The organism is Paenibacillus graminis (assembly GCF_000758705.1).
GTDB lineage: Bacteria > Bacillota > Bacilli > Paenibacillales > Paenibacillaceae > Paenibacillus_AQ > Paenibacillus_AQ graminis.
Window position 1 is genome coordinate 1,025,768 of sequence record NZ_CP009287.1, and the last position, 12,188, is coordinate 1,037,955.

Here is a 12,188-nt window from a genome sequence, read left to right on the forward strand (position 1 = left end):
CTACTTCTACAGCGGAAACCGGAAGTGTACAGCAGTTGTTAACCTAAGTGAAATTCCGGGCCGTTTTAAAAGTAAGCAAACCTGCGTTCGGCCGCGCCCTTGAATTGGCTGGAGCTTTCTTAGGGGCTGGGCTATTTGGCATCGGTGAATCCGTGTTAAACTTAAGGGAATTCATCAACCTTACAGAAACGATGGTGGCTATGCAGATTCAACTCGGGGATCAGACCCTGCAGCTTCATGTTCAATATGCCAAACGGAAAAAAATCTCCCTGCAGATCGATATGGTAGGGCTTATTACAGTCAAGGCGCCAACGGGTACAAGCGAAGAGATGATCCGCAGCGCAGTACAGCGGCATGGTGAATGGATTCTGGAGAGCCTGCGCAGGAATGCGGCGGCCCGGCAGCTCCCGGCTCCCAAGGAATACCAGGGGGAGGGCAGGTTCCTGTACCTTGGGAAGGAGTATCTGCTGCACGAATTAATTAATACCGGTGAGCAGGATGCGGAGAAGCTGAAGCTTGAGCTGAAAAAGTTTTATTTTGCCAGCCTGAAAAAGATTGCCGCCGAGCGGATCACCCGTTATCAAACGATGCTGAAGGTGAAGCCCAAATCCATTGAAATCGTTGAATCCCGAACCAAATGGGGGAGCTGCAGTGCGGATAAAAAGCTGACCTTCAATTACCGGCTCGCCATGGCGCCGCCTGAGGTCATCGATTATGTAATCATTCATGAGCTGTGTCATCTGCTGCATATGAATCATGACCGGTCCTTTTGGCGCCGTCTCGGAAGTGTGATGCCGGACTACAAGGAGAAGGAAGCTTTTCTCGCCCGGCAGGGGCAGTTTATGACGCTTTAAGCAATGGATGTAGCCGGGTGCTTAACGTGATGAGGGAATATATTATCACCGCCCGCCCGTATGAATAAGCCGCTGTGATGCGGGGTGCTTGTGACAGGAATCCCTTCGTAATCCGGAGTAAAGTGGAAAAGTACTTTTTCAGTATCCCTGCCTGCCAGCTTAGTTAGAATCTCTTCAAGGTTGATCTCTCTGTGGCTAATGATATCAAAAAGCTCCAGCTGTTTGCCTTCGTTTTTATATATAACGATAACGTCCTCGTTCTCCAGATAATAAATGTCTTCATTAAAGACCTCCAAGCAATAAAACATAAGCAAGCCTTGCGTACGTCCGGTTCCGAAGCGCTTGGATACCGGGAGCCTGCCCTCTGCAAATTTGGCAATGAAGGCTAAATCCTCAAGGCTATTTATATCTAATTTTCGAATCCCCCCTGCCCCCGAAAGGGGGGCGCTAAAGTCCATACTGAAAAGATGCTCCTCTTCTGGAATAAAACCAAACCGTGGATAGAAATCGAGAACCGTATCGTTGGCGAAAAGGTACATAAAGTCCGCGCTGTCCCCATACTCTGCCAGCACAGCATGCATTAACCGGGCGGATAAGCCCCTATGCCGGTAACCGGGATGTGTCATCACTGTACCGATTTGCACGGCGCTTTTCTTCACGCCATTAATAATCCAATCAAGCAGGGTCACCGATACATTGGCAATTACCTGATCTTCCTGAACGTAAGAAAAAGGGATATACCGCTCACTCCAGAAGCCTTCCCGGTACCAGCGTTCAAAGCTTATGCCAAAAGTGCTTTCGGCAAGCCCGGACAGGCTTTTACGGAGGGGGTCATTATGTTTGTAATCCTTCATTAAGGTTAGCTGCTGCATGTAACCGCTCCTTAGTAAATATTTTTTCGTGTGGGGCTAAAATAACTTGTGACGCTTAGCTACCCGTGTAATTGGCTCCATCTGATCTGGTTCCATGGTCTCAATTCCTGGAAAGGGTCTTCAATTCAATAGATTATAGTCTTTCTGCCTATGTTCATAACAAATATAAAATATATTGTCAATACGCTAAAGGATACCAAAAAGTAGTCGGTGGTGTTATTCACAATTAATGGGAAGGGCGTTATCTTATATATAAAGAAACGTTCTTAATTAAGAACCAGTAAAAAAGCTCCAATCGGTGCTTTCCAGAAGCACGAGGGAGGCTTTTGAACCAGGTGGGGGCTTGCCATGAGCGCGATTGCGGGAATCTATCATTTACAGCATCAACCTCTGGACCCTAAGCAGGGGCCTGATCTTATGCAGCAGCTCAGCCGCTATCCGGCCGATGAGATCAGGACATGGCAGAGCACAGATGTATTCCTGGGCTGTCTGTCGCAGTGGATTACGCCGGAATCCCTTGGGGAGACGCTTCCTTATTATGATTCCCTGCGGAAGCTGGCCATTACGGCTGACGCCATTATTGATAACCGTGAAGAGTTGTTCGAGCGGCTTCAGGTGCCGCGCGGGGATAGAGTCTCTATGCCGGACAGTCTGCTTATTCTGCTGGCTTATGAGAAATGGGGCGAGCAGGCACCGGTTTATCTTGTCGGTGACTTTGCCTTTATGATCTGGGATGAACGGAAGCGGGCACTGTTCGGGGCCAGAGATTTCTCCGGGAACCGGACGTTGTACTTCCTGCGGTCCAGGGGGCTGTTATCTTTCTGTACCGTCATTCATCCGCTCCTGTCGATGCCGGGGGCAGACCGGACTCTGAATGAGGGTTGGGCCTCCGAGTTCCTGGCGATTCATACACGGACCGATGTTTCGGACCAGTATTCCACAGTCTATCAGTCCATCGAACAACTGCCGCCGTCCCATTCTATTTCCGTAAAGGACGGGAATATCTTCTTCTCCCGGTACTGCACCCTGCAGGCTCCACCCGAGCTGCGGCTGCGGTCAGACCAGGAGTACGAGGAAGCGTTTCGTGAGGTGTTCGGGCAAGCGGTCCGGGACAGGCTCCGGACGCATCGCGCGGTTGGAGCCAACCTAAGCGGAGGCCTCGATTCCGGATCGGTAGTCAGCTTCGCCGCTAGAGAGCTTCGCCGCCAGGGCCAGCCGCTGCATACCTTCAGTTCCTATCCGGTGGATCACTTTGTCGATTTCAACATCGGCAAACGTATCGCCGACGAGCGTCCCTATATCCAGGAAACCATCGATTATGTCGGGAATGTCCGGCCTAACTTTCTGAACTTTCCCGATCTGAGTCCGTACAGTGAAATTGATGACTGGCTGGATATTATGGAGATGCCTTATAAATTTATCGAGAATTCCTATTGGCTCAAAGGGATCTTTGAGCAGGCGCAAATGAAGAACATCGGCGTGCTGCTCAGCGGGCAGAGAGGCAACTGGACCATTTCCTGGGGTCCTGCACTGGATTATCAGGCTAAGCTGATTCGTGAATTCCGCTGGATCTCCTTTTACCGGGAAAACCGGAAGTACAATGAGTCGATGGGGGCAAACCGCAGAAAGGTATTTCAAATTGTCGGCAAAAAAGCCTTCCCGTCGCTGACTGGACTGCTGCCGGCTAAGCACGAAGCTCCGCCTGATCTCATCCACCCTGATTTCGCAAGGCGCACAGAAGTGGACGAACGGCTTAAGGCGCTGGGGATTAACAGTGGCTCTTCCCAGACCATCTACGATATCCGGCGCAAGCATTTTGAACAGCCGCATGTCTGGAATGTGAACGGGACGATAGCAACGAAGCTGTCACTGAAATACCGGGTGTGGGATCGTGATCCTACGAATGATCTGCGGGTTATCCGCTTCTGCCTGTCCGTGCCGGAAAGCCAGTATGTGCAAAATGGGGTGGACCGCTCGCTGATCCGCAGAGCGATGAAAGGACTGCTGCCGGACGAGGTGCGTTTGAACCGGAAACGGCGCGGCGTTCAGGGGGCGGACGGGATTTACCGTATGCTACCGAAGTGGGACGATTTTCTTCAGGAGCTCAGAGAGATGATCCAGGACCCCCGCACCTCTGCTTACCTCAATAATACCGGGCTCGCCGGATGTTTGAACCGGCTGGGTAGTGAGCCCGCACCAAATATGATTTTCAACTCGGATTTTCGCCTTCTGACACGTGGACTTGTGTTTTACCGTTTTCTGAAGCGTTTATCCTGATGAGGGAATGCTTGAAAGGGGGTGAAAATATGAAAAAGGAATACAGCAAGCCTGCTTTGGAAGTACTCGATGTGAAAATGACTATGGCTGGACCTGGTGTTGCTATCGTCGACGCGTTCCAAGATGATCCGGATGAAGTACAACACTACTCCTAGGATGGTTTTGTTCGCCTGGCCCTCGTCTCCCTAAGCTTGCTGAGGGGGACCAGGGCTATCCTTTTACAAACAGTTCCCCGAACCCGGGCAAATCGAAGATATGGAGTGAATCGTATGGCGAGTACCGTTCAAGGTTTGGCTTACAAAGCATTTGGTCTGCAAATCCACAGCGAATTCCCTTTGCCGGAGCTTCCTCTTACCGGTGAGCCGGGGCTTATTGGCAGCGTATCAGTTATTCAGGGAGATCTGAAGGAACGCTGGGAAGCTATGCCGAAGATCACGCCGAGCCTTGGGGTATCCGGGCATGAGGTTATGTTCGAAGCTAAGGATACAGCCCTCTTTGCTATTCAGGACGGCAATACGATTACAGTATCACCTGCTCCCGGAGCAGATCCCGATTGTATCCGTCTCTTCATTCTGGGAAGCTGCATGGGTATTCTGCTGATGCAGAAACAGATTCTTCCGCTTCATGGAAGCGCGCTTGTTATTGAAGGCAAGGCATACGCGCTGGTTGGGCGTTCAGGGGCAGGCAAATCAACGCTGGCCTCGTATTTGATGGATCAGGGGAACCCGCTGATCAGTGACGACGTTATTCCCGTTATGGTGCACAATGGATATCCATTTGCAGTTCCAGGTTATCCGCAGCAGAAGCTGTGGCAGCAGAGCCTGGACTATTTGGGAATGAATTCGTCCCTCTACCGTCCGCTGTTTGAGCGGGAAACCAAGTTTGCCGTACCGGTGCATGACCGCTTTCACGGCGAACCTGTGCAGCTTGCAGGGTTGTTTGAATTATCTGCCGCCCCGGAGGCTCCGGTCAGTCTGCAGCCGATTCAAGGCATGGAGCGGTTCCACACATTGTACAATCATACCTATCAAAGAGCGATTGTCGACCGGATCGGGATCCGCGAGTGGCATTTCGGCATGCTGGCTTCTTTCGTGGGGCGGCTGCCGATGTACCGGTTGACCCGGCCTGAGCAGGGCTTTAGCGCTCCGCAGCAAACGTCGCTTATTCTTGAAGCATTACAGCAGCAACTAGTGAAGGAGATGAACTCATGAATATGAATACGGCGGATGTCTTATCCCTCGAATCAGTGCTGGTACAGCGTGAGGGAAATATTGCCAGTGATATGGACGGCGAAAAGGTTATGCTGAACGTAAAAAATGGCAAGTACTACAACCTGGGTGAGGTTGGCGGAGAAATCTGGACGGCGCTGGCGTCGCCTGTAACCGCTGGTAGGGTGGTGGAGATCATCCGGGAAACTTTTGAGGTTCCGGAAGAGATTGCCCGCCAGGATGTGTTTGTTTTTTTGCAGAGCCTGCTGGATGAGGATCTTGCGGGTATTGTAAGCCAGCCATGATTACCTTACGGCGCATACGCCTGCTGCTGACGGTAGATAAAGCCGCCTTGGCGCTCCTTCCCGAGGCGCTTTGGAGGCTTTTTCTCGTTCGGATTCAACTGTTGTTCCCGTTCGCCAAAACAGCTCCACAGCTTGGCCTACAGGCGCAGGAAACGCCTACGCTTTCCAAAGAGGGCGATATCGCCCGCATCCAGCATGTTACCAAGGCGATCCGGGTCATGAGCCGCGTTACACCCTGGAAAAGCACTTGCATGGTCAGAGCGGTAGCGGGACTCAAAATGCTCGAAAAACGCGGGATTGAGAGTACTTTGTACATGGGGGTTGCCAAGGACAAGCAGGGCCAGATGATTGCCCATGCCTGGCTGCGCAGCGGGTCGTATTATGTCTCGGGCGATGATGCCATGAAGGGCTTTGTAGTGGTGGAGAAATTCGCCAAAGTGTTACATGCCGATTGATCGAGGTGGGTCCATGCAAGCGATAATGTATTACATCCGGCAGCTTCAGCGCTTGTCCGGAGTCAAATTATATCTGAATCTGCTCGGTATGGTGATCAGCGGCCTGCTGGAGAGCTCTGCTGTTCTGCTGCTGGTGCCGATGCTGGGTATGGCTGGGATTCAGCTTGGCGGAAACGCAGCAGGCATCGATCTCCCTATGTTCGATTTCATATCGGAGCTGCCGCAGACCTCAGCGCTTGCGCTGGTGCTTGGTGCGTATGTGCTCATTGTGCTTTGCCAGAATCTGATCTCCCGTTTTGTCGCCATCCGCAACGTGGACATTCAGCAGAGCTACAGCCGGAAGCTGCGGTATGAGGTGTATGGCGCACTGCTGCGGGCCGAGTGGTCTTTTTTTCTGAAAAAGCGCACTTCGGACCTGATCAATGTAATGACGACTGAACTCGCGAGGGTGCTTGCGGGAATCAGCAGCTTTCTGCAGTTCTTGACTTCGCTGCTGTTCACGCTGGTACAGATCGGCTTCGCGTTCTGGCTGTCTCCCCAAATGACTCTGGCTGTTCTGGTCTGCGCGGTTCTGCTGTCCCTGTTCTCCCGGCGTTTCATCCGCAAAGCCAAGAGGCTGGGCAGCCGCAGTTCCGAGCTGGGCAAGCAGTATCTGGCTGGCATTACTGATCAATTGAACGGGATCAAGGACATCAAAAGCAACAATCTGGAGGATTCCCGGCTGAGCTGGATGCATGAATTCACCGGCGAAGTCAAAAGCGAGCAGCTGGATTATACGCGGCTTCGCACGAATTCCCAACTGCTGTACAAAATGTCGTCGACCCTGCTGATTGCGGTGTTCATCTTCGTGTCGTTCCGCTTCCTGCATGTGGAGGGGCCTTATCTGTTCCTGGTTATTCTGGTGTTCGCCCGTCTGTGGCCGACCTTTTCCAACCTGCAGACCCTGCTGGAGCAGCTTGCTTCCGTACTGCCTGCCTTCAAGCAGCTGCAGCTGCTGCATGAGGAATCTCTGCAGGCTGCGGAGCATGGTGCGCACGCTCAATCCGGTACTGTGGCTGCTCCTATGACATTGAAGCGTAGTCTTGAAGCACGTGATGTGAATTTCCGCTACAACCCGCAGGAGGAGAATTATTCATTGCGCAGTGTGGACGTGGTGATCCCGGCGAACCGCATGACAGCCATTGTGGGACGTTCAGGTGCGGGAAAAAGCACACTTGTTGACCTGCTCATGGGATTGATTCAGCCGGAATCGGGTGAGATTCTGGCAGACGGAGAGCCGGTTACAGGGGAGAGGCTTCTGCCTTACCGGCGCTCCATCGGCTATGTAGCGCAGGACCCTTTTCTCTACAACGCAACGATCCGTGACAATCTGACGATGATTAAGCCGGATGCAAGCGAGGCTGAGTTGTGGGAGGCGCTGGAGTTCGCCTCGTCGGCTGACTTCGTCCGCAAGCTGCCGCAAGGGCTCGATACGCTGCTTGGCGACCGCGGCGTCCGCCTCTCCGGCGGAGAACGGCAGCGCCTTGTGCTGGCGCGGGCGATTATCCGCAAGCCGTCGATCCTGGTGCTGGACGAAGCGACGAGCGCGCTGGATACCGAGAACGAGAAGCGGATTCAGGAGGCGCTGGAGCGCCTGAAAGCAACAGTTACGGTCATTGTCATTGCGCACCGCCTGTCGACCATCCGGGGCGCGGACCAGATCCTGGTCATCGACCAGGGCAGGGTCATCCAGCAGGGAGTGTACAGCGGCCTGGCCTCCGAACAAGGCGGCATGTTCAGCCGCCTGCTCAGCAGCCAGGAAGAAGCGATGTAGCCTATTGCGCTGCGGAGTTAGGTGAAGTTTGCTGGAGCTAGCTTGAAGTGTTGTGAGTGCTATGTAAGCTAGTAGAGCATCAGACTCTAAATGGTGGATTTGGAGCACAACTCCGGCGGAACGAATGAAGGCGTGGAGAGATCACACTTCAGGTGTACCGATTCCCAGCTTGATTGATATCTGGACCGGGGGAGTCTGGCTATGTCTAACGGACTGAGGAGCACTTATTTCTATTGAAAATCATTTGTTCCGCAAGTTAACGGACACCAGAGCCTTTAAAGCTCTTTCTTGAAAATAAAGGTTTTACGGTCCGTAAGGAGCAGACTCGCTTGATGTTGTTTCTCTTCACGGAACTACAGAGGGTTTGGCCTTATTCACAGAAACTGCATTCTATTGCACTTCATGCAATCAAATGAGGTCGAATAGCCTCTGGTAGATAAAAGCAAAGGATTCTATCGCACAAAACGCAATAGAATCCTTTTTTGCGTGCAGAGAGCTGAAATCTGCTGCACGTTCTGCAATAGATGCGGCAGGGGGGGCCGCCTGTCTGCGTCTTCAGCAATCCGCCCGCCTGTCTGCGTCTTCAGCAATCCGCCCGCCTGCTGCGTCCCCCGCAATCCGCCCGCCTGCTGCGTCCCCCCGCAATCCGCCCTCTTGAGCGCCCCGAACGGCTAAGCCCTGGTAGCTCCAGTCTTCGAACCCTTGAAGCCCCTTATTTCTCCTGGCCGCTTACTTTGCGCCAGGTCCACAGAAAGGGGCGCAAAGGGAAATAAAGTACATGCAGCGGCTTCGGCAGCGGCAGTGTCTTGGCATCTACCGCATAAGGATACAGGAAGCCGGCTACATACAAGAACTGGTGCCAGCGCGTCAGAATTGCCGGCTGATAATATTTGTAATGCCGCTCGGCCTCAGGCTCCAGGGGAGGATTATGCAGATTGATCATGCGCGCCACATAGAAAAGCGCCAGCTGGGCAATCCGCCGGGCCTTAGGCCGCTTGGTGAAGCCCTCCAGGGCGGGCTCAACCGGCGCTGCCAGCAGATCGGCAGCCAGAAGCAGTGTCTGGCCGCCAACATCGGCGTAATTATACTGCTGTATGAGTCCAGCCAGTTTGCCGGAGTCAGGCTTTTGCAGCAGCAGCTGACGGATATCCAGCAGCCATCTTAGCCTCGACCAGCCGTGGCGTGCGCCATGGGCCGCCAGAAAAAGAAACAAGTCTTCGCTGCCCAAATAATGAACATTCTGCCCGAAGTGGCTGCTGGTCCGCGCACATTTCCACAGCTCGTCGAACTCCGGTTCCTTGGAAGGGCCGGGGCTTAGGCGCCAATGCACCTCCACCTTAATCCCTTTGTCCGGGTGATTGAACGTGGTATGATGCTCCCGCCATTTCCAGTCGCCCAGTATACTTTCGAAGTCTTCCTCCTTCACATAACCAAGACGGACCAGCAGCGCTTCGGTTTCGGCCAGTTGTGCCATCGGCACCAGGAAGTCAAGGTCACGGGAGGTCCGCAGCGAAATATCGCCATACAGCTCCTGGGCAAGCACCGGTCCTTTCAGGAACAGGGAACGTATTTGCAGCTTTGCAAGCTCTTCCCCGAGATAGCCCATTTCCCCGCTGAGCTGGAGCATCTGAACGGTGTTTTTCCGGTATTCCCATTTCAGGCGCTGGGTAACCGCATCCGGCACATGCTCTTCACGCATCCGGCTAAGCTTAGGATATATATAAGGAAATACACGATGATGCAGGGACAACCGTACCCATAGCTCCCAGTCGATATCCGTGAATAGTTGCGGATTTCGTTCTGCCGTTTCATCGATGTCATCAGTTTTGAGCACTTCAAGAAGAAGCCTCAGTTCCTTGGAAAAGCCTTTTTTATCCAGGGCATACCCGTCGGTCATAGGAAATCTCCTTACTTGGATTTGTACAGCTTCCTTCAAATAATTGTTCGGTTTAAAGAACGCACTGTGAGCGTACCATCGAAACCCGAAATTTGTCAATTTCCCGGCTGATGCCAAATTTAACTTTCTGAATTCCTGCCGAATTCCCCTAGAAAGTATATAACATAACAGGCAGACTATTGACGCAGTCAGCGTGGTTGATAGACTAAGAAGAGTACTTATAATACTGGGATAGGCAAAATATCTTTTTAATGGAGGAAGCAATATGCAGCATCTAATAGAATCTATCAAATACAACAAGGACCGCCGGTTTCCCCGCGAAGAGCTGGAGGAGATCATTAGCAGAAAAGAGGAGGCCATTCCCCATTTGCTGGAGATTATGCGTGAACTTCAGGCACATCCCCAGTTGGCGGAGGACCCGGCGCGATTAGATTTTATGTACGCTGCTTATCTGCTTTCGCAGTTCCATGTCACGGCATTATTCCCCATTCTGGTTGAGCTGTTCTCGCTCCCGGAGGAATTATTAGATATGATCTTCAGCGACATTTTGACGGATGCCGGAGGAAGAATGCTGGCATCCGTCTACGATGGCGACCTTCATTTGTTGAAGGGGCTGATCGAAAACAGAGAAGCCGGTGAATATGCCCGGGCGCAGGGGCTTCGGGCGCTTACCATACTTGTGTATGAAGGCCGGATCTTAAGAGAGACGGCAGTAGGCTATGTGAAGGAGCTGCTGACCAGCAAACGGGACGATTACGATTACTATTTCAATGCGGAGATGGTGTGCACTGCAGTTGATTTATATCCCGAAGAGGTATACGCAGAAATTGAAAAGCTGTATGAAGAGGAGGCACTTGACCCCTATGTCATCCTTCTGGATGAGGTGCAGGCCACCCTGCAAATGAGTCAAGCCGTAGCGATGCAGCATAAACATGAGCAAGTGTCTTATCAATACATTAATGATATCCATGCCGAGATGGAAAAGTGGGTGTGCTTCCAACCTGAAAGCTCAGGGAAAATAGAATTGCTAGGCGATCAGTTGAAACAAAAGTCAGTTAAGGTCGACCCAAAACCCGGACGTAATGACCCATGCCCTTGTGGAAGCGGAAAAAAGTATAAGAAATGTTGCGGGAAATAGGAGGATGAAATAGTCCGCTGCCCCCAGGCTCGAACTCCCTTTTCCAAAACTTCCCATACTATGCTAAGATAGCTGCAAAATATCCAGAGACAGGAGTGTTTCTCTGCCCATGCCTTCGAACTGGAAAAAGAACATTGTGCTCTTTCTGACCAGCCAGACCATCTCTTTATTCGGCTCTTCACTGGTTCAGTATGCGATCCTCTGGTATATCACCCTGAATACCCAGTCCGGCCTTATGATGACAATTTCGATTATTTGCGGGTTTGTGCCGACGTTCCTGCTGTCTCCTTTTGCCGGAGTGTGGGCGGACCGGTACAGCCGCAAGCTGCTGATTGTCCTCTCCGACACCTGCATCGCGGCGGCGACGCTGGTTCTGGCGCTGCTGTTCCTGATGGGCTATGACGAGATGTGGCTGCTGTTTGTGGTTTCTGCGGTGCGGGCACTCGGAACCGCAGTGCAAACACCGGCTGTAGGTGCAATGCTGCCCCAACTTGTGCCGGAGGAGCAGCTCACGAAGGTAAACGGGACGAACGGGAGTATTCAAGCCCTGATCATGCTGCTGTCCCCGATGCTGAGCGGCGCGCTTCTCACTGTGGCTTCGATCGAGGTGATCTTTTTTATCGACGTGATCACGGCGGCGCTGGCGGTGGCTGCGATGCTGCTTTTTGTGAAGGTGCCGCTGCATGCCAAGGCTGCCGCAGAACAGACCCTGAGCTACTTCAGCGATATGCGGCTAGGCTTCAGCTATATTAAGCAGCATAGCTATATCCGTACGTTTTTTATTTTCATGGCCTTTTTCCTTGTATTGGCTGCCCCGGTTGCTTTTCTGACCCCGCTGCAGGTCACACGGACCTTTGGTGATGATATTTGGCGGCTTACGGCGATCGAAATCGCGTTTTCCATCGGGATGATGCTTGGCGGTCTGATCCTGGCCGGATGGCAGGGATTCCGCAACAGAGTGTATACGATGACGATGTCTTCACTCGCGATGGGAGCATTCACGTTTGCGCTGGGCGTTGTCCCCGTGTTCTGGATTTACTTGCTCTTCATGGGGCTGGTTGGTCTGGCGATGCCGTTCTTCAATACCCCTTCTACCGTGCTGCTGCAGGAAAAGGTGGAGCCGGATTACCTGGGCAGAGTGTTCGGCGTGCTGGGGATGATCTCAAGCTCCATGATGCCGCTCGGAATGCTGATCTTCGGACCGCTGGCCGATGTGGTGAAAATTGAATGGATGCTAATGCTCACGGGGCTGCTCATGTTTATTCAGGGCTTTTTCCTGCTGGGCAGCAAGGTGCTGGTGAAGGCGGGCGAACCTGCACCAGCGGAAGCGGATGTGAAGCAATAGAATGCAAGGGGGGGGAGAATATCA

At 52.6% G+C, this 12,188-nt stretch carries 11 protein-coding genes; 9 read left to right on the plus strand and 2 right to left on the minus strand.

Features of this window, described 5'->3' with window-relative positions:
• Nucleotides 1-200 precede the first annotated feature (200 nt).
• The gene (locus PGRAT_RS04375) at nucleotides 201-854 is read left to right on the plus strand and encodes a M48 family metallopeptidase (protein ID WP_025705310.1); all 654 of its coding nucleotides are present in this window, start codon (nucleotides 201-203) and stop codon (nucleotides 852-854) included.
• Here PGRAT_RS04375 and PGRAT_RS04380 read toward each other — a convergent pair.
• Nucleotides 851-1,726 carry a GNAT family N-acetyltransferase gene (locus PGRAT_RS04380; RefSeq protein WP_025705311.1) on the minus strand — a complete coding sequence of 292 codons (876 nt, stop codon included), beginning with the start codon at nucleotides 1,724-1,726 and terminating at the stop codon, nucleotides 851-853. The genes PGRAT_RS04375 and PGRAT_RS04380 overlap by 4 nt on opposite strands.
• Nucleotides 1,727-2,074: 348 nt before the next feature.
• Here PGRAT_RS04380 and PGRAT_RS04385 point away from each other — a divergent pair, with 348 nt between their 5' ends.
• From PGRAT_RS04385 to PGRAT_RS04410, 6 genes are all read left to right on the plus strand, one after another.
• Complete coding sequence (locus tag PGRAT_RS04385; RefSeq protein WP_025705312.1) at nucleotides 2,075-4,003, plus strand: asparagine synthase-related protein; 1,929 nt, start codon at nucleotides 2,075-2,077, stop codon at nucleotides 4,001-4,003.
• Between the two features lie 29 nt (nucleotides 4,004-4,032).
• Nucleotides 4,033-4,158, plus strand: a complete 126-nt coding sequence (locus PGRAT_RS32995) for a paeninodin family lasso peptide (RefSeq protein ID WP_020426161.1) — start codon at nucleotides 4,033-4,035, stop codon at nucleotides 4,156-4,158.
• Between the two features lie 114 nt (nucleotides 4,159-4,272).
• Nucleotides 4,273-5,214: a phosphoenolpyruvate carboxykinase (ATP) gene (locus PGRAT_RS04395; RefSeq protein WP_025705313.1), complete on the plus strand. Its 942-nt coding sequence runs from the start codon at nucleotides 4,273-4,275 to the stop codon at nucleotides 5,212-5,214.
• A complete protein-coding gene (locus tag PGRAT_RS04400) occupies nucleotides 5,211-5,516 on the plus strand; it encodes a lasso peptide biosynthesis PqqD family chaperone (protein ID WP_025705314.1) in 306 nt (101 codons plus the stop codon). The genes PGRAT_RS04395 and PGRAT_RS04400 overlap by 4 nt, the downstream gene beginning before the upstream one ends.
• Nucleotides 5,513-5,971 carry a lasso peptide biosynthesis B2 protein gene (locus PGRAT_RS04405; RefSeq protein ID WP_025705315.1) on the plus strand — a complete coding sequence of 153 codons (459 nt, stop codon included), beginning with the start codon at nucleotides 5,513-5,515 and terminating at the stop codon, nucleotides 5,969-5,971. The genes PGRAT_RS04400 and PGRAT_RS04405 overlap by 4 nt, the downstream gene beginning before the upstream one ends.
• Before the next feature lie 13 nt (nucleotides 5,972-5,984).
• Complete coding sequence (locus PGRAT_RS04410; protein ID WP_025705316.1) at nucleotides 5,985-7,784, plus strand: ABC transporter ATP-binding protein; 1,800 nt, start codon at nucleotides 5,985-5,987, stop codon at nucleotides 7,782-7,784.
• 712 nt (nucleotides 7,785-8,496) lie between these two features.
• Here the strand turns inward: PGRAT_RS04410 and PGRAT_RS04415 are convergent.
• A complete protein-coding gene (locus tag PGRAT_RS04415) occupies nucleotides 8,497-9,681 on the minus strand; it encodes a nucleotidyltransferase domain-containing protein (RefSeq protein ID WP_042266087.1) in 1,185 nt (394 codons plus the stop codon).
• A gap of 265 nt (nucleotides 9,682-9,946) precedes the next feature.
• On the opposite strand from PGRAT_RS04415, the gene PGRAT_RS34190 reads away from it, so the two are divergent.
• Both PGRAT_RS34190 and PGRAT_RS04425 read left to right on the plus strand, forming a co-directional pair.
• Nucleotides 9,947-10,819 (plus strand): DUF1186 domain-containing protein, encoded by an 873-nt coding sequence (locus PGRAT_RS34190; RefSeq protein WP_025708739.1) that lies wholly within the window; start codon nucleotides 9,947-9,949, stop codon nucleotides 10,817-10,819.
• Between the two features lie 109 nt (nucleotides 10,820-10,928).
• Nucleotides 10,929-12,164: an MFS transporter gene (locus PGRAT_RS04425; RefSeq protein ID WP_042266090.1), complete on the plus strand. Its 1,236-nt coding sequence runs from the start codon at nucleotides 10,929-10,931 to the stop codon at nucleotides 12,162-12,164.
• Nucleotides 12,165-12,188 lie beyond the last annotated feature (24 nt).